The organism is Hymenobacter sp. H14-R3 (assembly GCF_030063445.1).
Classification (GTDB): Bacteria; Bacteroidota; Bacteroidia; order Cytophagales; family Hymenobacteraceae; genus Hymenobacter.
Genome location: NZ_JASITD010000001.1, coordinates 45,041 through 68,772 on the forward strand (window position 1 = coordinate 45,041; position 23,732 = coordinate 68,772).

The 23,732-nt window shown below is 60.5% G+C and carries 21 protein-coding genes; 5 read left to right on the top strand and 16 right to left on the bottom strand.

Annotated features, from left to right (window positions below):
• Window positions 1-139: 139 nt before the first annotated feature.
• Both feoB and QMK33_RS00175 read right to left on the bottom strand, forming a co-directional pair.
• Entirely contained in the window at window positions 140-2,320 is a 2,181-nt protein-coding gene (gene feoB, locus QMK33_RS00170) for a ferrous iron transport protein B (protein ID WP_283562528.1), read from the bottom strand.
• A gap of 11 nt (window positions 2,321-2,331) precedes the next feature.
• Complete coding sequence (locus QMK33_RS00175) at window positions 2,332-2,613, bottom strand: FeoA family protein (RefSeq protein ID WP_283562529.1); 282 nt, start codon at window positions 2,611-2,613, stop codon at window positions 2,332-2,334.
• A gap of 229 nt (window positions 2,614-2,842) precedes the next feature.
• Between QMK33_RS00175 and QMK33_RS00180 the strand changes: the two genes are divergently transcribed.
• Both QMK33_RS00180 and QMK33_RS00185 read left to right on the top strand, forming a co-directional pair.
• Window positions 2,843-3,763: a carboxypeptidase-like regulatory domain-containing protein gene (locus QMK33_RS00180; protein ID WP_283562530.1), complete on the top strand. Its 921-nt coding sequence runs from the start codon at window positions 2,843-2,845 to the stop codon at window positions 3,761-3,763.
• A 488-nt stretch (window positions 3,764-4,251) separates the two neighbouring features.
• Window positions 4,252-5,151, top strand: coding sequence for a carboxypeptidase-like regulatory domain-containing protein (locus QMK33_RS00185; RefSeq protein WP_283562531.1), 900 nt, complete (start codon window positions 4,252-4,254; stop codon window positions 5,149-5,151).
• 203 nt (window positions 5,152-5,354) lie between these two features.
• Here the strand turns inward: QMK33_RS00185 and QMK33_RS00190 are convergent, their stop codons facing one another.
• The 3 genes from QMK33_RS00190 to alr all read right to left on the bottom strand — a co-directional run bounded on the left by QMK33_RS00190 (window position 5,355) and on the right by alr (window position 10,435).
• Window positions 5,355-6,008: an OmpA family protein gene (locus QMK33_RS00190; RefSeq protein ID WP_283562532.1), complete on the bottom strand. Its 654-nt coding sequence runs from the start codon at window positions 6,006-6,008 to the stop codon at window positions 5,355-5,357.
• A 240-nt stretch (window positions 6,009-6,248) separates the two neighbouring features.
• The gene (locus tag QMK33_RS00195) at window positions 6,249-7,652 is read right to left on the bottom strand and encodes an alpha/beta hydrolase family protein (protein WP_283562533.1); all 1,404 of its coding nucleotides are present in this window, start codon (window positions 7,650-7,652) and stop codon (window positions 6,249-6,251) included.
• Between the two features lie 143 nt (window positions 7,653-7,795).
• On the bottom strand, window positions 7,796-10,435 hold the full coding sequence (alr, locus tag QMK33_RS00200) for an alanine racemase (RefSeq protein WP_283562534.1): 2,640 nt from the start codon (window positions 10,433-10,435) through the stop codon (window positions 7,796-7,798).
• Between the two features lie 117 nt (window positions 10,436-10,552).
• Here alr and QMK33_RS00205 point away from each other — a divergent pair, with 117 nt between their 5' ends.
• From QMK33_RS00205 to QMK33_RS00215, 3 genes are all read left to right on the top strand, one after another.
• The gene (locus tag QMK33_RS00205) at window positions 10,553-11,398 is read left to right on the top strand and encodes an endonuclease/exonuclease/phosphatase family protein (protein ID WP_283562535.1); all 846 of its coding nucleotides are present in this window, start codon (window positions 10,553-10,555) and stop codon (window positions 11,396-11,398) included.
• Window positions 11,399-11,900: 502 nt separating this feature from the next.
• A complete protein-coding gene (locus QMK33_RS00210) occupies window positions 11,901-14,486 on the top strand; it encodes a YfhO family protein (protein ID WP_283562536.1) in 2,586 nt (861 codons plus the stop codon).
• 120 nt (window positions 14,487-14,606) lie between these two features.
• Window positions 14,607-15,518, top strand: coding sequence for a 1-aminocyclopropane-1-carboxylate deaminase/D-cysteine desulfhydrase (locus tag QMK33_RS00215; RefSeq protein WP_283562537.1), 912 nt, complete (start codon window positions 14,607-14,609; stop codon window positions 15,516-15,518).
• 63 nt (window positions 15,519-15,581) lie between these two features.
• Here the strand turns inward: QMK33_RS00215 and QMK33_RS00220 are convergent, their stop codons facing one another.
• From QMK33_RS00220 to QMK33_RS00270, 11 genes are all read right to left on the bottom strand, one after another.
• Window positions 15,582-16,814, bottom strand: coding sequence for a hypothetical protein (locus QMK33_RS00220; RefSeq protein ID WP_283562538.1), 1,233 nt, complete (start codon window positions 16,812-16,814; stop codon window positions 15,582-15,584).
• 165 nt (window positions 16,815-16,979) lie between these two features.
• Window positions 16,980-17,909: a hypothetical protein gene (locus QMK33_RS00225; RefSeq protein WP_283562539.1), complete on the bottom strand. Its 930-nt coding sequence runs from the start codon at window positions 17,907-17,909 to the stop codon at window positions 16,980-16,982.
• Window positions 17,910-17,912: 3 nt separating this feature from the next.
• Window positions 17,913-18,407, bottom strand: a complete 495-nt coding sequence (locus tag QMK33_RS00230) for a hypothetical protein (protein ID WP_283562540.1) — start codon at window positions 18,405-18,407, stop codon at window positions 17,913-17,915.
• Window positions 18,397-19,257 carry a hypothetical protein gene (locus tag QMK33_RS00235; protein WP_283562541.1) on the bottom strand — a complete coding sequence of 287 codons (861 nt, stop codon included), beginning with the start codon at window positions 19,255-19,257 and terminating at the stop codon, window positions 18,397-18,399. Before QMK33_RS00235 ends, QMK33_RS00230 begins: the two co-directional genes overlap by 11 nt.
• 1 nt (window position 19,258) lies before the next feature.
• Entirely contained in the window at window positions 19,259-20,314 is a 1,056-nt protein-coding gene (locus QMK33_RS00240; RefSeq protein WP_283562542.1) for a LamG-like jellyroll fold domain-containing protein, read from the bottom strand.
• Between the two features lies 1 nt (window position 20,315).
• Window positions 20,316-21,461, bottom strand: a complete 1,146-nt coding sequence (locus QMK33_RS00245; protein WP_283562543.1) for a hypothetical protein — start codon at window positions 21,459-21,461, stop codon at window positions 20,316-20,318.
• A 17-nt stretch (window positions 21,462-21,478) separates the two neighbouring features.
• Window positions 21,479-21,784, bottom strand: coding sequence for a hypothetical protein (locus QMK33_RS00250; protein WP_283562544.1), 306 nt, complete (start codon window positions 21,782-21,784; stop codon window positions 21,479-21,481).
• Window positions 21,777-22,082 carry a hypothetical protein gene (locus QMK33_RS00255; RefSeq protein WP_283562545.1) on the bottom strand — a complete coding sequence of 102 codons (306 nt, stop codon included), beginning with the start codon at window positions 22,080-22,082 and terminating at the stop codon, window positions 21,777-21,779. Before QMK33_RS00255 ends, QMK33_RS00250 begins: the two co-directional genes overlap by 8 nt.
• Complete coding sequence (locus tag QMK33_RS00260; RefSeq protein ID WP_283562546.1) at window positions 22,079-22,300, bottom strand: hypothetical protein; 222 nt, start codon at window positions 22,298-22,300, stop codon at window positions 22,079-22,081. Before QMK33_RS00260 ends, QMK33_RS00255 begins: the two co-directional genes overlap by 4 nt.
• Window positions 22,300-22,740 (bottom strand): hypothetical protein, encoded by a 441-nt coding sequence (locus tag QMK33_RS00265; protein ID WP_283562547.1) that lies wholly within the window; start codon window positions 22,738-22,740, stop codon window positions 22,300-22,302. The genes QMK33_RS00260 and QMK33_RS00265 overlap by 1 nt, the downstream gene beginning before the upstream one ends.
• Window positions 22,737-23,720 carry a hypothetical protein gene (locus QMK33_RS00270; RefSeq protein WP_283562548.1) on the bottom strand — a complete coding sequence of 328 codons (984 nt, stop codon included), beginning with the start codon at window positions 23,718-23,720 and terminating at the stop codon, window positions 22,737-22,739. Before QMK33_RS00270 ends, QMK33_RS00265 begins: the two co-directional genes overlap by 4 nt.
• Window positions 23,721-23,732 lie beyond the last annotated feature (12 nt).

Below are 23,732 nucleotides of genomic sequence, written 5' to 3' on the forward strand. Positions count from 1 at the left end.
GTTGTCATTGCGAGTGCAACGCAGGGGAGCGCGGCAATCTTTCCTTCACGCTTGGGTTAGTAACCCATTGAAAGCGAGCGACAAGGAAGGATTGCCGCACTCCCCTGCGTTGCGCTCGCAATGACAACGATTCTCCAACTCAGGAGAATACTTGCCACACGAACAACGAGGCGGCGTAGGCCAGGCCGGTCATGTACACGAGCTGGCCCAGGGGCCAGCGCCAGCTTTTGGTTTCGCGGTACGTGACGGCCAGCGTGCTCATGCACTGCATGGCAAACACGTAGAATACGAGCAGCGAGAGGGCGCGCACCGGCGTGAAGAACGGCTGGCCCTGAGCGTCTTTTTCGCTGGCCAGCTTTTGCTGCACCGTGCCGAGGTCGGCATCCTGGCCCACGCTGTAGATGGTGCTCATGGTACCCACAAATACCTCGCGGGCGGCAAAGGACGTTAGCAGCGCAATCCCGATTTTCCAGTCGAAGCCCAGCGGCCGGATGGCCGGCTCGATGACGTGGCCAAAGGTGCCAGCGTAGGAGGTTTCGAGGCGGGCCGAGGCCACGCGGCGCTCGGTTTCGGCAGCGGGCCAGCGCTGGGCGGTAGCTTGCTGCTGCACCTGGGCTTCGGCTCGGGCCTGGCGCTGGCCGGGGCCGTAACTAGCCAACACCCACAGCAGCACCGAGATAGCGATAATCACCTTGCCCGCCTGCGTCACAAAAGCCTTCACCTTCTCCACGATGGTGAGGCCTACGTTTTTCCAGCGCGGCCAGCGGTACACCGGAAACTCCATAATGAAGTAACTGCGCTCGCGGGCCTTGAGCACCGCCTTCAGCACCAGCGCCGAGAGCAGCGCTGAGCCCAGGCCCAGCAGGTAGAGGCCCATCAGCACCAGCCCGCGCATGTTGAAGATGCCCAGCCACGCCTCGTCGGGCACCACCAGCGCCACCAGCACCGTGTACACCGGAATGCGCGCCGAGCACGACATCAGCGGCGTCACGAAGATGGTGAGCATCCGGTCCTTCCAGCTCTCAATGGTGCGCGCGCCCATGATGGCTGGCACTGCGCAGGCCAGCCCCGAAATGAGCGGCACCACGCTCTTGCCGCTCAGCCCAAAGGGCCGCATCAGCTTGTCCATGAGAAAAGTAACGCGGGCCATGTAGCCCGTTTCTTCCAGCACCGCCAAAAAGGCGAAGAGCAGGGCAATTTGGGGGATGAAGATGAGCACGCCGCCCAGGCCGGCAATAACGCCCTCAGTGAGCAGGCGCACCAGCGGCCCGCTAAAGCGCGCCTGAATGGCCCCGCTCAGTGCCGAAATACCCTGGTCAATCAAGTCCATCGGGTACTGCGCCCAGGCAAAGATGGCCTGAAACAGCAGGAACAGAATAGCCAGGAAAATAGCGTAGCCAAACACGCGGTGCGTCAGCACTTTATCGATGCGGTTGGAGGCTGGCTCGCGGCGCTCGGTGCGCGTCACGGTCACTACCTCCAGCAGCAGCTCATTGATGTGGGCGTAGCGACTCACCGTTTCGGCCGCCTGCTGGGCCGTCGAGTCAAACTTGTATTCTTCAGTAAGTTGTGCTAAGAAATCACGGTCGGCCTCACTCAAAAAGTGGAGCTGCCGAAACTGGTGCGCGTAGTGCAGCGCCAGGTAGTCGTTGGGCAAGTCGAAATGCTGCCGGATGCTGGCCAGCAGCGGTTGCAGCTCGGGGGTGGGCTGCCAGAAGCGGCCGGCGGGCGGCGCGGCGGCCAGGCGGTCGGCCATTAGAATGCGGAGGGCGGCCAGGCCCACGCCCTTGCGGGCATTCATCGGCACCACGGGCACGCCCAGCTCGCGCTCCAGCACCGCCGTGTCGAGCTGAATGCCGCGGTCGGCGGCCACGTCGGTCATGTTCAGGGCCAGGATGGCGGGCAGGCCCAGGTCGGCGAGCTGTGAGAACAGCAGCAGGCTGCGGCGCAGGTTGCTGGCATCCACGGTCACCACCACAAAATCGGGGTAGTCGGCCGAGAGCGGGTTGTAGAGCAGGTCAGCAATCACGCGCTCGTCGAGGCTCTTGGGGTAGAGCGAGTAGGTGCCGGGCAAGTCCACGACCTCGGCCCGGCGCTGGCCGCCGAGCTGGGCAATGCCCGTTTTGCGGTCTACCGTTACGCCCGGAAAATTGCCCACCTTCTGGTTGAGGCCCGTGAGCTGGTTGAAGAGCGACGTTTTGCCCGAGTTGGGGTTGCCGATGAGGGCCAGGCGGGGCAGGCGGCCGAGAGCCGGCGCACCACCCCCGGTGCCGGGTTGCGGCAAAGCTGGCCGCATATCCTGCTTGGTAGCGCCCGCCATAAGCTTGATAGTTAGTCTTTTAACTGAATAGTAAGGGCCTCGCTTACGCGCAGCGACAGCGTGTATTCCTCATCACCCAGCACCAGCATGAGCGGGTCGCCGAGGGGGGCGCGGCCGGCCAGGCGCACCTGCGTACCGGGGATGCAGCCCATTTCGAGCAGCTTGAGGGCCATTTGGGGGTCTTTCAAGCAGCAGACGGTAGCGGTTTCGCCTTTGCGCAGGTCGTTGGCGGTGCGGCGGGCAGGTGCCGGCTGCGGAGCAGCCACGGCGGCGGAACGACGAAAGAGAGCCACGAGCGGAGGGGATTGGTTATTTAGATTGAATTCAAACAAAGATACGGCCGTTTGGTTGGCGGGGCCACAAAATCAGCATTTTTTCGGGGCTTTTTAACCTCGGAATGCGCAATCTGAACCCTTTGCCGGCTACGTATTTGGGCCCGCCACAATTAGCCTAGCCTAGCTGTATTAATACTTGCTTTTTCACCCTTAGTTTTGCACTAACTACGCCTTTTTCTACCAACAAATGTTTAAACGTTTATTTTATTTTGCACTATTCGTGTGTGGCGTCAGCATAAATGCCCAGGCCCAGACAACCACCCCGCCGGCCCCGGCGATGCTGGCCGGTAAAATCATCGACAAGGCAACGAAAGAGCCGTTGCCCTTCACCTCCCTCAGCCTGAAGGACGACCAGACGGGCGCGCTGAGCAACGAGTTCGGGGTTTTTCAGCTGCCCGGGCCGCTAAAAAACGAAACCGACTCGCTCATCGTGATGGCGCTGGGCTACGAGCACCTGGCCATTGCCGTGCAGCGCGGCAAGCCCATTGCCAACATGGTGCTCGAAGTGAGCCGCCGCGCCATTGCGCTGGGCACGGTAACCGTGAAGGGTGGCAAGGTGAAAAACCTGGAGCTGGGCGCCAACGGCAACCGCCCCGGCGAGGGCCTGCTGCAAGGCCAGCCCGGCGGCCAGTACGCCTTCTTTGTGAAGAATGACAAGAATAAGCGCTTGGGCAACATCCGCTCGGTATCATTCTACATCGGCGAAAATGGCTTCCCGCGCGAACCGTTCCGGGTGCGCCTCTACAAGCCCGATGGCAACTACAGCTCGCCCAACACCGACATCCTCACCGACAACGTGGTAGTATCGGCTCCCAAAGGCGGCCAGTGGTACACGGTAGACCTGACGCCCTACAATGTAACTGCCCCCGAAGAAGGCTTTTTCGTAGCTATGGAGTGGATTGTGAGCGGTGATAAGTTCTTCAACACCAACTTTATGGACGACAGCTACACGCCCTACGGCCAGATTATGCGTCCCACCTTCGAATTCAAGGAAAGCCGCACTTGGACCTACAGCATCGCCAAGGGCTGGACGCTGCTCACGATGGCCACCGCCGCCGGCCAGCACTACAACGCCATGATTAAGGCCGAAGTAGACATGATTAAGTGAGCAACCGGATATAATATAACTAGCTAAGGGTCATCACATTAGTTAATTCAGAAATTCGGATTGGCTAATGCGCTGGCCCTTAGCTAGTTTCCTATTCAAGCATTTACTTGTGGTGCTTAAGGAGCCGGCCAGCAACCCCAGCAAACAGTAACACAAGCTGCTAGAGACAGCCTGCCGGACAGCTACCCTATTGCTGGCCATCGGCCGAGCGGCGGGTGAGCAAACGGTTATTTAGAAGGTAGTGACACAGTCCTTACCGCCGTCAATGGGCAGTAGTACAGAGAGGCACGAGCGAGCGCTTTTTGCCCCCGTTACATGCAGCAAGTTATTGGGATAATACCATTTGAATAGTTACGAAACAAAAAGGGGCCGGATGCGGGACTTTTCGCATCAAATTGCTTGAAAATTTTATCTTGAGGCTACCTGACATGCGCCCGGCAACGATTAAATTTGTGGGCTAGGTTCTTGTTCATTTTCTTTTTTCTGTTATGATTAAGCGTTTACTATTCTTACTAATTATGGGTAGCCTGCTGCCGGCCCTGGGTTGGGCGCAGCAGGAAGGCCGCATTACGGGCCGCGTGGTGGACGAAAAAACGCAGGAACCCATTCCGTTCGCGTCCATTAACCTGCGCGAGGAGCAAACCGGGGCCCTCACCAATGAATACGGCTACTTCCAGCTGGCCATGCCCACCAAGGTGACCGAAGACTCGATTGTCGTGATGGCGCTGGGCTATAAGCGCACGGCACTGTTTGTGCAGCGGGGCACCAATATGGAGGAAATCATCATTCAGCTACCCAAGCAGGCCATCGAGCTGGCCAACGTAGACGTAATAACCAAAGGCCTGAAACCCACGATGTTGGGTGCTCACTCTAATTCGCCGGGTGCGGGTATGATTCAGGGCATGCCAGGTAGCCAATACGCGTTTATGTGCAAAAACGACAAGGCCAAGAAGCTGGGCATAATCCGCACTGTATCGTTTTACATTGGTGAAAACGGCTTCCCACGTGAGCCGTTCCGGGTGCGCATTTACAAGGCCAACGGTAATTACAATGCGCCCAACGAGGACATGCTCACCGAGAGCGTGATTGTGTCGGCAGCGCGCGGCGGCGAGTGGTTCACGGTCGATTTATCGCCCTATAACCTGGTGGCCCCCGAGGAAGGCTTTTACGTGGCTATGGAGTGGATTGTGAGCGGCGACAAGTTTTACACCACCAACTTTATGGACAACTACACGCCCTACGGCCAGATTTTGCGTCCCACCTTCGAATTCAAGGACAGCCGCACCTGGAGCTACGCCATCGGCCGCGGCTGGAACCTGGTGACGCTCGCCAACAACGGCTCGCGCTTCAACGCTATGATGCGCGCCGAAGTAGACGCCTATAAATAATAATCGCAGATTTAGACAGATTGCGCAGATTGCGCTGATTCAAACGACAGCATTCTAGTTTTTTATTTCGCGATAATTGATTGACTACAAAAAAGAAAGGCCACTCCGCGGAGTGGCCTTTCTTTTTTGTAGTCAATCAATTACCAATAAAGCGGCAGATTGCTGACGTTCGAATCAGCGCAATCTGTCTAAATCTGCGATTATTATTTAACGCGGACGGCGATTTCTACGCGGCGGTTTTCCTTGCGGCCGGCGGCAGTAGCGTTGGTAGCGGCGGGCATAGTTTCGCCAAAAGCCTCGGTGCTGAGGCGGTCAGCGGGCATCTTATTGGTAGTGACAAGGTAGTTTTTCACGGCCTCGGCGCGCTGCTTGCTCAGGTCGCGGTTGTAGCTCTTGTCGCCGCGCGAGTCTGCAAAGCCGAGTACGCGCACGTCTTTGCCCGAATAGCGCTTGTTGATAGACTCACTGATTTGCTTCAGGGCCTCGGCAGCGGTAGGCTTGATGACAGCTTTATCGGTATCGAACAGCACTTGCTCATCAATGTCATATACCTGGTAGTCAGCATCGCCGCGCACCGTAATGCCGCTCAGGTTCACCTCAGGCAGCTTCACATCGGCCAGCTTGGCCTTGGTCAGGTCGAAGGCATCGCTAATGGCGCTGCCCGTTTTGCTGGCGGCACTATCAACGGCGTTGGCGGCACCAGCCGCTACATCGCCCACGGTAGCACCGGTGCGGGCTACCACGGCGGTGTCGGCAGTAGCTTCGCCGAGAGTATTTTTTTCGTCCGACTTTTTCAAGTCGTTGCACCCGCCTAGAAGTACGGCGGCGGTGAGCAGGGTGTAGGGAAGAATACGCATGGAAAGAAGGGTGGGTTGGTAAGCCTGCCGGCATTAGACCAGCAGTGCCGCCCTCTTACGCTAAACAGGAGCAGCGAGTTGGCTAACCCGGCCCTGCTGCCAGCCCCAGACAGGCACAGTAACCCCGGCCGTAGCGCGCTGGCCCCAGTGCCAACGCGCAGTGCCCCAGCCACCAAAGTAGCTGAGGCACTGCCTTCCTCTCAGCCCGCAATATGCGCCTACTAGCCACGCACACGGCGCTTACTTTTTGGTTTGCTCCACTATCCAGACCCGGATATCTTCTTCGGCGGCGGGCGAAAAAATGGGGTGCGCCTCGCCCCCCACAATGGGCCACTGGCTGCGGGCCGCCTGAAAGCTGTGATTGACACCAGGAAATTTGCGGCCCGTTGCTAATTTATTGTTTTTCAACCCTTTGAGAAGAGCCTCCAAATTAGTGTCGGGGTTGAGAAACGCATCGTCGGCCCCATAGAGCAGCAGCACGGGGCAGTTTACGCTGGCCAGTGTTTCGGTAGGGTCAAACTTGAGGAAGTCGCGGTAGCGGGTAGTTACCAGCGCTGCCGCGCGGGCCTGGGCGGCGGCGGGGCTCAGGCCGGTACTGTCCTGCTTCAATATTGTAGCCACAATGGTTTGGGCCTGAGACTTCACCACGGTTTGCCGGATGACCTCCAGCATCTGTTGCTGGCGCTTTAAGCTGGCAGCCAATATTTTAGGATCGACTTTTTGGGCGCGCAGGGTGGCCTCGCGCTGTTGCATAGCCAAGCTGGTGCCCGGCTCGCCATAGGCCGAAAGGCCCACTAAAAAAGCTGGTGGCAGCGGCTGGGCGGCAGCTAGCAGCGCCACATTGCTGCCCTCGCCCATGCCAATGAGCCCCAGGTGCGCGGCATCAACCTCGGGGCGCTGGCGCAGGTAGGCGAGCGCCGCCTGGGCATCGCTCACTAAGGCGGCCGGGGTGGCCGGGGCGGGGCCGGTAGAGTGGCCCGTGCCGCGGTCGTCGAAGCGCAGCACGGCCACGCCGCGCCGCGTGAGGTAATCGGCGAGCTGACCCAGCGGCCCAAACCCGCTGGCGGTGCCATTGCGGTCGTGCGGCCCCTCATCGGAGAGCAGGGCCACGGCCGGAAACGGGCCCGGGCCGGCCGGTACCGTAAGCACGCCCGCCAGCTGCAAGTTGGCCACTGGGTTGGGGAAGGCAATTTCTTCCTCGCGGTAGGGCGGGGCAAAGCGCGACTTGGTGGCCGCAACCGCCGCCTCAACGGGCAGGGCGCTGTGCGTAAGCGTCAGCGGTACCTGGAAGCCCGTTTGCCGCCACACGCCTTGCATCGTCTGCCCATCGGCCGAAAGGCGGCCTACGTAGCGGCTGTCGGCCTCGGCCGAGGTAAAGATTACGGTATCGGCGCGGGTTTCGACCGTTACGGCCAGGTGACTGGCTTTTTGCAGGGGCACATCGAGGTTGGCAAAGTACTCGCCGCTGCTAAGCTTAACTAGTCGAAATATCACTTCCAACTTACCCCCAGGCATTTGCAGGGGGCCTTTCCACAGGCCATCGAGCGGCGGCACGTCGGCCGCGTGGTGGGCCGCACGGCCCGGCAACACCAGCAATAGCATCAGCGCCAGGCACCCATAAACCGCATTTCGAGCCACTCTCATTTTCGTACAATCCTAAATAAAATGCGCTGCGCCAAATGGCCGGGCACTAACAAAAACGCTAAGTTATCGCCGGCTGCCAGCACCTGCTTGCTACTGCCCCAAAAACTTCGCATTACCCGCCTTTTTTTTTAATTCCGGGCCGCTTATTCGCTCACAAACACGCGCTTCACGCGCTCGCTCACGTTGGTCAGTAGCTCATAGGGAATGGTGCCGATGCGCTGCGCCAACTCACTGGCGCTCAATCCTTCGCCAAATACTACGGCCACATCGCCGGCCCGGGCTTCGGGAATGTCGGTCACGTCTACCATCACCATATCCATGCATACCGAGCCTACCACCGGCGCGCGGCAGCCGTGCAGCAGCACCACGCCCCCACCGTTGCTGAAGCGCCGGTCGTAGCCGTCGGCGTAGCCAATGGCTAGGGTGGCCAGCCGGCGCTCGTGGCTGGTGGCCGCCCCGCGGCGGCCGTAGCCTACGGTGCTGCCGGCGGGCAGCGTTTTTATCTGCGAGATGGTCGTTTTCAACGTACTCACTGGCAATAGGTTAGCACCATCTTCAGCTCCGGCCTCCACGCCGTAGAGGCCCACGCCCAGGCGCACCATGTCGAGCTGCGCCTCGGGAAAGCGCTGGATGCCGGCCGAGTTGAGCGCGTGCTTGAGGGCCGGGTAGCCCAGCACGGCCTCGATGGCGGCGGCCATGCGCCGGAAGGTGGCCAGCTGCTGGCACGTGAATTCGTCGTGGGCGGGGTCGTCGGCGGCGGCCAGGTGCGTCATGATGCCGGCCACCGGCAAGGCAGCGCGGTGGGCGGCCAGCAACGTGAGCAGGCCGGGCAATTCTTCCTCCGAAAAGCCCAGGCGGCGCATGCCGGTATCGAGCTTGAGGTGCAGCGGCGGCAGGGGGCCAGCGCCATCGGCGGTGGCCTCACGGGCGGCTTGCAGGTAGTCGTGCAGGCGCTCCAGCGAGTAGATTTCGGGCTCCAAGCGGTAGCGGCGCAGCTGGCTGAAGCTGTCGGGCCCGGGGTTCAACACCATGATGGGCAGGCTGATACCGTTGTCGCGCAGCTGCTGGCCCTCATCGGCGTAGGCCACGGCCAGGTAGGCGGCCCGCTGAAATTCGAGCAGGCTGGCCACCTCGTACGAGCCGCTGCCGTAGGCGAAGGCCTTCACCATTACCATGAGCTTGGTGCCGGGGCTCAGCCGCTGCCGGTAGTGCTGGAGGTTGTGGGTGAGGGCGTCGAGGTTCACCTCCAGCACCGTGCCGTGCTGGGGCTGCTGCAAGGCCGCTACCACCCGCTCGAACCCAAAGCGCCGGGCACCTTTAATAAGGATGGTTTCGTTCTGAAAATCGCCGGGCCGCAGGTCGGCCAGCAGGGCTTCGGTGGTGGGGTAGAATTGAGTTGAAAGTGAGGAATTAAAAGTTAAAACCCCTTTGCTTGCCTCAACTGGAGGCCACGCGGCGCCCCCCAGTTTTAACTCATAATTTTTAACTTTTAACTCATCACTGCTTATTGCCTCCCCCACCCCGATGAGGCGCGTGACGCCGTGGGCCCGCACCAGCGCCGCCACGCGGGCGTAGAGCTCGGGGCCGCTGAGGCCCGATTCTAGTACGTCGCTGAGGATGAGGGTACGGCCACCAGGGCGGGCCTGGCGGCTGAGCGCGTCGAGGGCCAGCGAGAGGCCGGCGAGGTCGTTGTTGTAGGCATCGTCGAGGAGGTAGCAGCCGTGGCGGCCGGCCTTCATTTCGAGGCGCATGGCCACGGGCTGCAAGCGCAGCAGCCGGCGCTGCATCTCGGCCGGGGCCAGGGCGGTGGCGGGGTCGAGCTGCCGGCCCAGCAGCACGGCCAGGCAGTGCAGCGCATTTTCTACGGACGACTCATCGGCGAAGGGCAGCGTGAAACGGGCCGCCGCCCGCAGCGCCGGCTGGCTGAGGGGCAGCGGGCTGGCGAGCGCGCCTTCGCCCAGCCGCACGCGCACGCTGGTGCTGCCCGTGCCCGTGGGCCGCAGCCGAAAACGCAGGGCCGCGCCGGGCGCGTCGTGCCGGGTCCAGGCCAGGGCGGGCAGGCCGCGGGCGCGCACGGCGGCGGCCACGGCGGTGTGGTCGGCGCAGTAGATAAGCTGCTTAAAATCAGCGCCTTCAAATAAAATCAGCTTTTCGGCCAGCTTCTCAGCTTCGGAGGTAAAGCCCGCGTCGTGGGCGGTGCCCAGGGTGGTAAAAATGCCGTGCGTGGGCTGGATGATAGCGGCCAGCCGGGCCATGGCGCCGCTCTCCGAAATGCCCGCCTCAAAAATGCCCAGCGTGTGGCGGCCGGGGGCCAGCTCCCACACGCTCAGCGGCACGCCCACCTGCGAGTTGTAGCTTTTGGGCGAGCGGCAAATATCCTCGTCGGGGGCCAGCAGCTGGGCCAGCCACTCCTTCACAATCGTTTTGCCGTTGGAGCCCGTGATGCCCCACACCGGCCCGCCGAACGCGGCGCGGTGCTGCGCCGCCAGCGCCTGTAAAGCTGCCAGGCTATCAGGCACTTGCACGAAGCCAGCCCCGGCAAACGGGGCCAGGCTGGCCGGCGGGTGGCTCAACACAAACAGCCGCACGCCCTTGGCGTAGGCAGATGCCAGGTGGTGGTGGCCGTCGTGGTTGGGCCCGCGCAGGGCGAAGAACACCGCGCCGTCGAGCAGGCCCACGCGGCGGCTATCGAGCAGCAGCGTGGCTACAGTGGCCGGGTGGGCGGGGGCTTGCAGCAGGGTACCACCAAGCAGGGCGGGCAGGTCGAGAAAGCGAATGGGCATGGCCCGGCAAAGGTCGGGCGGAAGGGGCGGCTGGCGGTGCCGGGGGTAGCCGGCGGGGCAGCGGGCACCTCTAACTTTACCCGCAGCTCAGCTTTTTCCTCTCAGCTCTCCCCGCCCATGCGCCTCATTCTCTGCATTTTGCTCAGTAGCCTTTGGCTCGGCCAGTCGGTGCTGGCCCAAAAAGCGCCCGCGCCGCTGCGCGTGGCTACCTATAACCTGCGCATGAACACCCCCAACGACGGGGCCGATGCCTGGCCCCAGCGTAAAGAACTGGTTAAGAACCTGGTGCGCTACCACGACTTCGACGTGTTTGGGACGCAGGAGGGCTTTCGGGGGCAACTTACCGACATTACCGAGCTGCCGGGCTATGCCTTCGTGGGCAAGGGCCGCGACGATGGCAAGGAGGCCGGCGAGCACTCGGCCATTGTGTACAAAAAAGCCCGGCTCACGCTGCTGCAAACCGGCGACTTCTGGCTGAGCCAGACGCCCGACCGGCCATCCCTGGGCTGGGATGCCACCTGCTGCAACCGCATCTGCACCTGGGCCAAATTTAAGGACGTGCAAACCCAGCGCGAATTCTTCTTTTTCAGCGTCCACTTCGACCACCAGGGCGTGGAAGCCCGGCGGCAGTCGGGCCAGCTGATGGCCCAGAAAATCAAGGACATCGCCAAGAACGCGCCCGTCATTTGCGTGGGCGACCTGAACTCTACCCCCGATACCGAGCAGGTTAAAACTCTGCAAGCGCTGCTGCGCGATGCTTACCTCACCACGGCCCAGCCCGCCTACGGCCCGGTGGGCACCTTCAACGGCTTCAAGCTCGATGCCCCGCTGCTCGACCGCATCGACTACATCTTCGTGAGCGCGGGCTATCAGGTGCTCACCTACGCCGTGCTCACCGACTCCATGCGCGGCCATTACCCATCCGACCACTTCCCCGTGGTGGCCGAGGTAGTACTGAAGTAGGTTAAGCCACCCTTTTCTCTATAGTACACTAATTTTCAGGTAAGCGCGGGGCGTGCAGCTACTAAAGGGCCGGCCGGCCCTTTAGTAGCTGCACGCCCCGCGCTTACCTGACAACTATCCGAAAGGCTAATCTAGGTGCAGTATGCTTGCTCCTACAAGCAGCCCAAGGGCCATGAGCAGGCCGATAACCACTCGGCCGAGCCATTTACTGGCCCACGCGCGCTTTTCCTCCAGCAGCCTATCGCGCAGCAAGTCAGTTGACCGATTGATTGCCAGATACATAACAAGCCCACCGAATGCTAGCACTCCCCCGATGCTCAGCAGGCCGAACAACATCTCTACTACTCTATACATGCCGTCGAAATTACAGCTGTTCCCGCTCCGGTGGTCAGCTCACTAGCCGGCACGAGTTACGCCCTGCCAAACTCGCGCCGACACCTACCCTTCCCCGCGCCGGCGCTACCTTCGGGCCTTCATTGCCTACTCGTATTTAAGCCGCCCGATGGCCGTTTCCGCTTCCTATTCTTCTCCTCCCGCGCCGCTGTGGCAGCGGGCCTGGCCGCACGTGCTGGCCGTGTTATTCTTCGTGGTGCTGGCCGTGGCCTACTTCGCGCCCATCGTGTTCGACCACCAATCGCTGGCCCAGCACGACATTACCCAGTTTCAGGGGGGCGCGCGCGAAACGCAGGAGTGGGCCGCCCGGCACGGCCACGAGCCGCTGTGGACCAACTCCATGTTCTCGGGGATGCCCACGTACCTGATTTCCATTCACTTCCCCGGCGACCTGTTTGTGTACGTGCAGAAGGCCGTGGCGCTGGGCCTGCCGAGCGCGGTGAGCAACCTGTTTGTGGCCCTGCTCTGCGGCTATGTGCTGCTGGCGGCGCTCGGCGTGCGCCCGCTGGTAGCGGTGGCGGGCGCGGTGGCGCTGGGCTTTTCGAGCTACAACCTCGCCATTCTGGCGGCCGGGCACAACACCAAGTCGTGGGCGCTGGCCTACGCGCCACTGGTGCTGGGCGGGCTGCTGCTGGCCTTCCGGCAAAACAAGTGGCTGGGCGCGGCGCTCTTCACGCTGGGCCTCACGATGAACGTGCGGGCCAACCACCCACAAATTACCTATTACCTTGGTTTACTGGTAGTTATTTACGGCATTATTGAGCTGGTGGCCGCCGTACGGGCCGGCCGCCTGGGCGATTTTGCGGGCCGCGTGCTGCTGCTGGGCGTGGGCGCGCTGCTGGCCATTGGCGTGAGCTTCGGCCGCCTCTACACTACCTATGAGTACAGCAAATACAGCAACCGCTCGCCTTCGGAGCTAACGGCCCTGCCCGCGGCCCCCGGCCAGGCCGCCCCCAGCGCCAAGCAGCAGGACCGCGACTATGCCTTTGCCTACAGCTACGGCGTGGGCGAGACCATGACCCTGCTCGTGCCCAACTTCTACGGCGGCAGCAGCGCCATGCCGCTGCCCAAAGACTCGCACATTGCCGCCGCCGGCCTGCCCGAGGAGTACCTCGCCAGCCTGCCCACCTACTGGGGCGACCAATCGTACGTGGCTGGCCCCGTGTACGTGGGCGTCACAGTGTGCTTCCTGTTTGTGCTGGGCCTGTTTGTGGTGGATAAGCGCACGCGCTACTGGCTGCTGGCGGGCACGCTGGTATCGTTCGTGCTGGCCTGGGGCAAGAATTTTGAAACGATTAACAACCTGATTTTCGACTACTTACCGGGCTACCGCAGCTTCCGGGCCGTAAGTATGGGCCTCGTGATAGCCCAGCTGGCCATGCCGCTGCTGGCGGCGCTGGCGCTGGCGCGCGTGCTGCGGCCGCGCGCGGCGCTGCTGGCCGCTGGCACGGCGCCGGCCCCGGCTACCGAGCCGCTGCACCCGGCCCTGGCCAAGGCGGCGCGGGCCGCGGCCGGCACCACGGCCGTGGTAGTCGACTCGCCCGATAACCGCTTGCGCACCAAGCAATTGCTCTACGCCGGGGCCATTACGGCGGGCTTTCTGCTGCTGACCTGGGTGGCCAGCCTGAGCTTCGACTACGCCTCGCCGCAAGATGCCGGCCTCACGCAGAGCGGCTTCACACCGCCGCTGATGAGCGCCCTGCGCGCCGACCGCGCCGACCTGCTGCACAACGACATCTGGCGCGGCCTGCTCTTCGTGGGCCTCACGCTGGCGGCGCTCTACTTCTACTTAAAGGGCAAAATTGCCGCCACCCCGGCCGCCGCGCTGGTGGCGGCGCTAGTGCTGCTCGACCTCTGGACGGTGGACAAGCGCTACCTCGGCGAGAAGAATTTTCAGCCCGAAACCATCGCCGAAAGCTTCCAGGAAACGCCGGCCGACAAGCAGATTCTGCAAGACAGCAGCGCCGATTTCCGGGTGCTCAACCTCGGCAACCCGTTTAACGAGGCGCGCACTTCGTACTTCCACCACAGCATCGGGGGCTACCACGGGGCCAAGCTGCGCCGCTACCAGGACCTGGTAGAACGCCAGATTTCGCAGAACAACACCGGCGTGCTCAACATGCTGAACACCCGCTACGTGATAGTGCCGCCCCAAAAACAAGGCGAAACCGAGCAGGTGCAGCGTAACCCCGGCGCCCTTGGCAACGCCTGGTTTGTGCGCGAGCTAAAGGCCGTGCCCACCCCCGACGCCGAAATGGCGGCCCTCACCAACCTCAACGCCAAGCAAGTAGCGGTGTTCGATAGCCAGAAGTTTCCGGCCGTGAAGCCTGCTACTTATGCTGACTCGTCGGCCACCATTGCGCTCACCGACTACGCGCCCGACGCCCTCACCTACCGCTACACCGCCGCCCAGCCGGCCACGGTAGTCTTCTCCGAAATCTACTACGCCGATGGCTGGCAGGCCACGCTCGATGGCCAGCCGGCACCCCATTTCCGGGCCGATTTTGTGCTGCGGGCCATGCAGGTGCCGGCCGGCTCGCACGAAATCAAGTTCGTGTTTGAGCCCAAGGAATACAAGATTGGCAACACGGTATCGCTGCTCTCCAGCATCGGCGTGCTGCTGGCCGTGGTAGCCGCCGGCGTGTTTGGCTTCCGCCAAGAGAACGACGAAGTTGAAGCAGAGGACGCTGCTTAAAGTTGTTATTGCGAGCGCAACGCAGTGGAGCGCGGCAATCTTTCCTTCACATTAGGATTACTAACTCAGTGATGCGAACGGCAAGGAGAGATTGCCGCGCTCCACTGCGTTGCGCTCGCAATGACAGACGATTTCCTGCAAGCTATTCCGCACCCCGCTGCCCGACGCGCGGGCGTGCGCTTGCTGCTCTGGCGCGACGACCTGCGCCACCCCGAATTACCCGGCAACAAGGCCCGCAAGCTGAAGTATAACCTATTGCAAGCCAAGGCCGAATGTTTCGCGCACCTGCTCACCTTCGGCGGCGCGTACTCCAACCACCTGGCGGCCGTGGCCACTGCTGGCCGGCTCTACGGCTTTGCTACCACCGGCCTGGTGCGGGGTGAGGCGCACGAGCCCCTCAACCCCACCCTGGCCCGCTGCTGCGCCGATGGCATGGCCCTGCACTACCTCGACCGTACCACCTACCGCCGCCGCGCCGAGCCCGCATTCCTGGCCAACGTGCAGCAGCAGTTCGGCCCCGCCTACCTGCTTCCTGAAGGCGGCACCAACGTATTGGCCTTGAAAGGAGTAGGTGAATTAATAGCCGAGCTACGCCAGCACACTGATTTCGACGCCGTAGCCGTGGCGGCCGGCACGGGCGGCACCCTGGCCGGCCTCGTGCTGGGCCTGGATGAGAGCGGCTACCTCGCCCGCGCCATCGGCGTGGCGGCCCTCAAAGGGGCTGATTTTCTGCGTGAGGAGGTTGATGCGCTGACCCTGGCCGCCACCGGCCGCCGCCTGCCCAGCTACGAGCTGCACACCGGCTATCACTTCGGCGGCTACGCCAAGCTGCCGCCCGAATTGCGGGCGTTCATCCGGGTTTTTCAGGCTGATTATGGCGTGCTACTCGACCCGATTTACACCGGCAAGCTGCTATTCGGCGTGCTCGATTTAATCGAAAAAGGCCACTTTGCAAGCGGTAGCACCGTGGTAGCCGTGCATACCGGCGGCTTGCAGGCCTGGCAGTCAATGGGTGAGTTGGTGAAGGAGTGAGTTTTGCAAACGACCTTACGCGCACTCAAACCTAATAATTCACTCCTTCGCCAATTCGCCAACTCACTCCTTCACCAATTCACCAACTCGCTCACTCGCCAATTCACTCATTGCCAGCGAAGCCAGCGCAAACACGAACGGCAGCACGGGAGCCAGGAAGCGCACATCGTAGTCGTCCACGGTGAGCATGACGATGGCGGCTTGCAACAGCGGCACGCCGGCCAGAAACGTCCGTGCTGGCAGCCATACCGCCGCCCGGCGCCCGCCGCGCACCGCCAGCCAGTAGAGCGGCCAGAGCACCAGCACGCTCATCAGGCGGTGGCCCAGCGAGTAATAGGGCTTGATGCTGCTAAAAAACACCAATAGCTTGCCCATCATTAATTTAGCCAAAAAACCAGGGTTGTGGGCAGCGAAGTACAGCACCCGCGACATCTGGCCCAGGCCAGCCGGCGGCATCGCCAGCGGCGCGCTGGGGTGGATGGCCCACACTGGGGTGGCAAACATCAGCTCGCCGCGCTGGTAGGTTTCGACGATGAAGAAGCTGACCAGCTGGTAGTTGAGCCACCACACGGCCAGCGGTACCGCCAGCACGCCGCTGCCCACCGCCAGCCAAAACAGCCGCCGACGCACTACGTAGAGCTGGGCCAGGCCGGCCAGGCCCACCGCGGCCGCCACCACAAAGCCGTTGGGCCGCACCAGGGCCGTGAGCAGCAGCAGCACCGCCAGCCGCAGGCCTGCGCCCCAGCCCCCACCACGCACCCGCACCAGCGCCCAAAATGACAGCACCGATAAGCTGATAAACAGCGACTCGGTAAGCAGGTAGCAGTTAAACTGCTGAATATCAGGCCATAGAATAAATAAGCCAGTAGCCAGCGCCGCCGCGCCGCGCCGCCCCCCGGCCAGCCGCCGCACCGCGCCGTAGAGCGCGCCGGCCGCCAGCCCCGCAATGGCCAGCTGCGCCAGCACAATGCCCCACCAGCCTGCCCCCAGCCGCAGCCACACGCTCTGAAACCACGGGTAGAGGATGTAGCGCTGGTTGTGCGCGTACTGAAAATTGTCGGCCCCGTTGTTGGCGATGGTGGCCACGGGCGCGCCGGCCTCCTGCTGGTAGTAACCGTGCTGGGCCAGGTTGGTGGCGTAGTCGAGGTAGCGGGCGCTGTCGTTGGCATAGTGCGGGCCATGAAACTTCACCAAAAACGCGGCCTGCACCAGCAGCCACAGGCCCAGTAGCAGCCACGGGTGGCGGGGCCACCAGCGCCGGGCCAGCATCAAAACGGAGGGGGGGAGCGCACGCATCACCCGCCAAATGAAATCGACAAAACGTCAGGGACAAAAAAAACAAAGCAAAAGGGACAAAATTTCAACGCCCCTTGAGAGGCATTTGAAAGGTACTTGAAAACTAATTAAAGCCAAAAAAAGCCCGGCCAAATGACCGGGCTTTTTGCATTTTCTGAAGCCAGCCTAAAACCCTGGTGCTAAACCAATCCACTCTAAAACCTGGTAAGCGAAAAAAGGCGGAATGATGGCCACAGCGTCAGCAGCCCCCGAGGCGTTGCCGCCTGCGTTCTGGATATTGTGGTTGTGTGTGCCTGCGCTGGAAATAGTGAGGTCGCCATACTTTGATGACCCACCGTTACTGTACTGAATAGTATTGGCAGGTAGCGCACCATCCGGGCTGTTATAAAATCCTTTAACGTTGGTGCCGTGTGTGTGGTCCCCTGCGTTGTCCATCCCGTGGCTGTGGGCGGGAAAGTTGTTCATCCCGAGCGTCACGGAAGCATTGCCACCAGCAGACCCAACAGTGTACTGGCTACCTGCGGCCACCGGAAACTTATTCTGGCCATTGGTGGCGTTGTTCTTGCCGTTGTTGAACTGCCACCCGTTGGCGGGCGTCCCGTACTTCCCGCGCCCGTCCTGGTCAAACCAGTCAGCTGTGAGCTTAGCCATCTGCTTAGTTTCGCCCACCATCCTGGTGGCCGCGTCCCGAGCCTTAGACAGCCGCAGGGCACCCTCATAGCGCACTATCACTTTGCTGGCCGTGGTGGACACGTCCAGCGGCCGAACGCCCACCAGGGCTTCCCCTAAGCAGGCGCGGGATACCCCGTCCTGGTAAGGCCGGAAGTCCGTATCCACCCTGGCTTGCGCGTACAACTCCACCGGCAAGCTTTGGTCATAGGCACCATCAAAGCGTAGAATCTGGCCATCCAGCCAGACCAGGCCGTGGCCTACATTGACCAGGCTACCGTTGGGGTACACCTCACAGCCCGACACCACACAGTTGGGTAGGTCCAGCAGCTGGCCGAACATGGCGTAATACATTTCTGCCTGAAGCGTATTCAAGTCATCGTTGGCGCGGGGGCGGCCACCGTTGTCAAATAAAAGGAGTTCCATGAGTTAGATGTATTGGATGCGGTATTTTACCATTGCCAGCTTCAGCTGACGGATGCGGGCGCGCAGGGCGGCTTCTTTGGGTTGGAGTGAGGCGGGCACCTGAACGATGAAGCCCACTTGGTTTAAAAGTTCGGTGAAGTTGTAGTCGTACTCATAAGGCGGTTGTTCTTGGAAGAAAGTCATGTATTGCCAGGGCTGTTGTTCCGCCACAAAGTTGTCGTAAGAACCACTGACATCAACCAGTGAATCCAGGATGCGGATGCGGGCCAAAACGGGGTCAAACAGGTCGTTCAATGCTCGTTCAAACGCCATCGTTTGGCCGTTGTAGCTCAACTGCGTTTTCACCTTCCTTGTGTAAGCCAGGAAGGTGAAGTGGACTTCAGCCAGCGGGACCAGCACGGCGTTGGTCAAAGTCAAAAAACGGGGCTTCCTTAGCAAATAGGGCTTCAGCCCTTTCACCAGGTTGGCCAGGTCAAAATCATATCTACTAAGAGCCATAAGGAACAAAGTTCAGGGTGTCGGCAAGGGTAGCACCTGCGGCCGTATCAATGATGACATAGCCGGCTTCCGTTTCGTAGGCTCGGGTGAACACTTTTGGCGCGGCCAGGCCATTGCGGGCCGATATGGAAAGGAATTCCAGGTCTTCCACTCCCACCACGGCCTGGATGGCATCTTCCAGCTTAGACACTACCACCTGGCCATCAAACTTCAGGTTGCGCAGGTAGGACGTGATGGCGCTGGCCACTCGGGACCGCAGACCAGGAACCAGGCCCGTGGCGCTGTTGGTGTCGTTCAGTTCCACCAACGGGTCATAGTAGATATTCGCCCCGAGCTTCAGCGCATCGGCTTCCCGGCTTACCAGTTCCAGTTTCGTGCCTGGATACTTGCGCCTGGTAATGTAGCCGCGCACCTGGACTAGCTCAGCAGCTGTGAGGCTGCGCAGGCCACCAGGCGCGGTGGCGTCATCGGTGGCAACTTTCAGGAACAACCGGCCCGTGGTGTCATTCTCTTTCGCCGTGGCCTGTGTGACCAGCAGCAGCCCCGAGCTACCCGCAGGATAGTGGATTCCGTCATCATCCACCACCAGCTGGTCTCCCTGCTGAAAGAGCTTCACGATTTTGGCGTACCATTCAGTTGTCCCTTCCTGTGGCGCGGCCAGCTTGGCATCCACATCCGCCATGTGGCGGTCAAAGATGGTTTCCAGAACGTTGATGGCAAACGCCACCACGTAGGCCAGCAGCCCGAACACGGACACCGCTGAAGTGGAAATAAGCAGCCCGCCCAAAATCGGGCTGGCTGCTATAGCATCTAAGATGCTTTGTTTAATTACGGGGATTGTTCTGGCCATTTCAGTACTGGATTTCGAGGGCGTTGAGGTAACTCGGGTTCGCGTTAGAAGCCCGCAGGTAAAGAATGGGGTTGATACCAGCCGGGTTGATGTCGAGCGGGGGCAGGCCAACGGTGAGGTTGTTGCTGTCGAAGGTGAGCGTAATCCATTGCACACCGTCCAGGCTGTATTGCGCATCCGTTAGGTCGGTATCAAAGCGTGCGATACCGGTAACGCGGCTGCGTACAGTGGGCGTGAAATCACCATTTAAAGGGGCCTGAAAAGTCGAAGCGCGGCGAAACGTGCGAATGCCGTCGTTTAGCACCCAACCCCGGCCGGCCGCGTCCAACGCATTAAAGCTAATGGTGCCGTTTTGGCCTACTGACGAACTATCGTAGGCAATTGTACCAGATAACTGGTTAAAATTCTGGATGAATTTAGCACCCCTGTCCGGACTATTACTACTACCTAATAAGCTTATTTCTTGGTCGGTAAGACCAGTAGTGTAAAACGCACAAGCATCAATGTATCCGCGCGGATAATATCCACTGTATCCCCCAATCTGCACGCTGTCGTTGCTATCAAATGAAATAGCCGTGGAACCACCAGCATTGCGGTTATTTCCTGACAGCTCTACGCCGTCAATAAACATTCTTATTAGACTTACGTCCGAGGAATCTACTCCAGTTGGAGCTATTCCTTTTGTAATGCAAACACTATGAAAAAAGCCATCGACTGGGGCAGGTCTTCTATCCTGCACACTACTGCGAACAGCACCCCCGGCTTTGGTGCGAAAAGTTAAATTACCCACGCTGTTTTGCTTGGAAATATCCCACCCCGTGCCACTTACATTTTTTGCTACTAGGATTGTCTGGTCGTACGCCCGGTCGGCACCTAAATCCAGATACCGGATAAAAATAGTAAATGGCCCATCCCCAAAATTGTAATATTGCGCATTGTTAGGTATTTCGCAGATACTATACTGGCTGTATTCAGCCGGCACCCGCATACTGCGCTGGCCAGCAGCCAGGTTTGGGTTAACTCCCCGCACCAGCTTATAATCAGTTAGGTTGAGCATCTTAGGCGGTGGGTTGAATCGTGATACTGGCTTCCGCGCTGCTGCGGCCCGGCTTGAGGACATAGTCTACGTACACGGTAAAGCCGTAATTGGCCACCACCGAGTCCGTAAGCGCATTAATGGCGGCGTTCAAACCGGAGCCGCCGCCCGTAGAGTTAAAGGGGCCATACTTCGTTTCGTCGCCGTTTTGGTCTAAGTAGCTAAGCGTATAAACCAAGCTGGCCACACTATAGGAGTAGGCGCTAGCCACCACCAATACCTTGCGCCGGAAGTACAGCGGTACGCGCGTGGTGGTCTGCGTGACGGCCACCAGAATTTCATGGTTAACCAGGATGCCAGCCACCGCCCCCGCCACGGCCGCCGTAGAAGGAATGTCCGTAGCATTGCCCGCCCCAATGGTCTGCACGAGCGTAACCGAGCTGGCCCCGCCCCCCGCCTGGATGGTGACGTTGCCATTTGCGTCAGGCAGCGTGCCGTTAACCGATTTCACTGTGCCAGTACCCCCCGTGGTGGGCTGCGTTACCACCGTGGAAGCCGCCGCATCAGGACTGGTAAAGCGCAGGCCCCACGTCCCCGAGGCCACACACTCATAAATGGCCAGTTTCGTGGCGCTTACCGTGTGGAACCAGGCGTCACCAGGTTGGCCCGGTTCCGTGGTGGGCGCGTAGCTCTTCCATTGATTTACGTTGCCGGCTTTGCCAGGGTCGCCCGCCTTACCTATGAGGCTGGCCAGCCACTGCGTCACGGTGCCCGTGTTGGCGCTGCTGTCGGCTTGCCACAGCTGGAAGGCATTTTTGCCATCATTGCCATCAAAGAAGTCTGTCCCTTTCACGGGGGTGCGCCCGTCAAAATAGTCCGTACCCTTTTTGGGCGTCTTGCCATCGGCCCCTTTCAGCCGAAACTGAAGCTGCCAGCCGTTGGTGGCGTCCCGCAGGTAGAAATCTGACGTGGTGGTCAAGATGTAGGCGTCCCCTTCCATGCCATCGGCCCCACTCGGGGGCGTTGTGCCGCTCAGAATACGAGCGCCGCGCTGTAAGCCTTCCAGGAAGCCAATGGCATCTGACACGCCGGCCAGCACATTACGCACGTTCAGGGCCGAATTCTTCCGCCCTGAAATAAGGTTGGCCGACACCAGCGTGTCAATCATAGTAGAAAAAAATCCCATTACAAAAAGTCGGTTTCAGTTTTAAAATCAGTTTCCAACCAATCTTCGGCTTCATCCACCACGGGCGGCGCGGGGCGGTGTAGGTTGGTAGTGTTCACGCGGATACTGGTGCTTTGGAAGTAGGCCACGATGTCGGCCGACACCGTGGCCCCGTCGGGCACTATTAACACCTGGCCAGCGGCCAGCGCATCCGTAATGGCCAGCCCGTTGGCGTCGGCCAGCGCCCAAACGCCCTCCGCACCTCCGAGTAACCACACGGCCACATCTAGCAGGCTTTGGCCCTCACTCACGATTATTTCAGCCATCGGAGTCGGGGTAATAGCCAATGAGTTCTACCCGGTCATCAATCAAAGCCAGGTGCGTCACCACCTGGCCATCCAGTTCCATCTGGCTTTGAATGGCCTGAATGATGGCGGCGGCCGGGGCGTCATCCAGCAGCATCGTGTTGATGCCCGCGCCCACGAACGGGCGTTCCCGCCATTCGCCCTTTTCAGTCAGCATCAGCAGTTGCTGATGTTGCTCGGTGCTTTCGCCAATTACTAAATCGCCGCCTTCAATGGCTAGGTCGAGGTCTGCATTAAGCAGTAAGTCAAATACTTTCACTGGATGCTAGCTGAAGTGATAATGCCTTTTTGTGCCGCCGCTGTACCCGTGGTGGTGACGGTGCCCGTGACCGTGCCGCTGCGCACGTACTCATCAAAGGCATCGGCCAGGCCATCCACGAAGTCGGCCCGCGCCTTGGCGGGGTCAGCTTCGCGGGTGGCCTGGTCATCGTAAAGTCGATTTAAATGCTCTTTGAGCAATAGTTTATTAAGTGCCATTATTCGTGCAAAAGGCCGTTTAAACGTTGTTTAATCTTCGCAAAAGCCGGGGCATTCACCAGCTTGATGGTTGGCCCCTGGTTGGTCGTAAATACCATTTGCCCGATAGCATCCAGGAAGTCACTCAGGATGCTTTTCAGGCTTTCGGTTTCGGTGCGGATGCTGTACACTTCCACGGCGCTGTACTGAATGACCAGGGCGGTATCCTCATCCAGCAGCAGCAGCGTCACGTTGCTACCCACCTTCGGGAAGATTACCAGGCCATCCTGGCCACCGTCCACCACGGCCCGCAGGCGCACCTGCACATGGTCGGCACCTTCATCATCGCGGGCCACGTCGCAGGTCATGGCTGCCTTATCCACGGCGGTCACGGTACCTGTTACTACCTGAGCCGGGCCGGCCACCAGCTGCTTCAGCAGTCGCTGTATCGTTTCGCTCATGAGTTGGCCCGCTTACCCAGTTCTACCACGCGCCGGAAGCCACTCGGGCCAAACGACGTTTTCACGCTGTCCACCAGGTAGCGCCCATCGCGTTGGGGGTGTAGGCCATCGTGCAAGTCGGCCGTGCCCGAGTGCAGCACGAACGGCACCCCGAACCCCGTCAGGGTGCCCCGGTATCCGTCGTACTTGTATTTGGCCAGTTCTACCTGAGCCATGCGGGTCAGCTCAGCTTTGTCGGTGGTTTCGGTGCGCAGGGTGATGGTACGCTCTTCCCCATCCACATCGCCCACGCCTGGCACGGTGGTTTTCTTGCCATTGCGGTGTATAGCCACCACCTTGGCTTTGATAAGTACATCCTCTTTCCGTTTGTAGGTCAGGTCATCATCCACCACGTTTTGCTGAAAGTGGTAGTAGCTACTGGCCCCATCAATGTTGGAAGTGCTGCTGAATTCGGTGTAGGGCAAGCCCACGAATAGCCGGCCGGCGCGGAAATAGGCGCACACCAGGTAGTTTTCCTTCAGCTTGTTGATGACCCCGGCCACGGTGGTACGGTCGGCCCGGAAGCTATCAATGTGAAGCTGCGGCACGGTACTACTGAGTTGCACCGTGGGCACCAGCTCAGCCAACAGCTTGCGCAAGGTGGTGTCCTTCCAGGCCCGGTTAACGGGCGTACGCTTCAGGTGAAAAAACTCATCTTCCAGCCGCAGTTCAAACGGTATGGTCAGCTTGATTTCAGCCACGTAGCCACTGAATTCAGTGCGCAGTTCACCATCGTAACCCAACCGCACTTCCACGGCATCACCCACTTTCACCAGGTCTTCCACCTTCACCAGTTTTCCGGCTATGGTGGCCGACTCGTCGGTGGCCTGGTCATCGGGGGGCAACACTTGCACGAAGCCATACAGCTTCAGCGTGGCCGTGTCGCCAAGGTTTTTCCAGGTTGATTCTGCCTCAAACGCCGAAATTTTGGAAAACTCCAAATTCCCGATGCG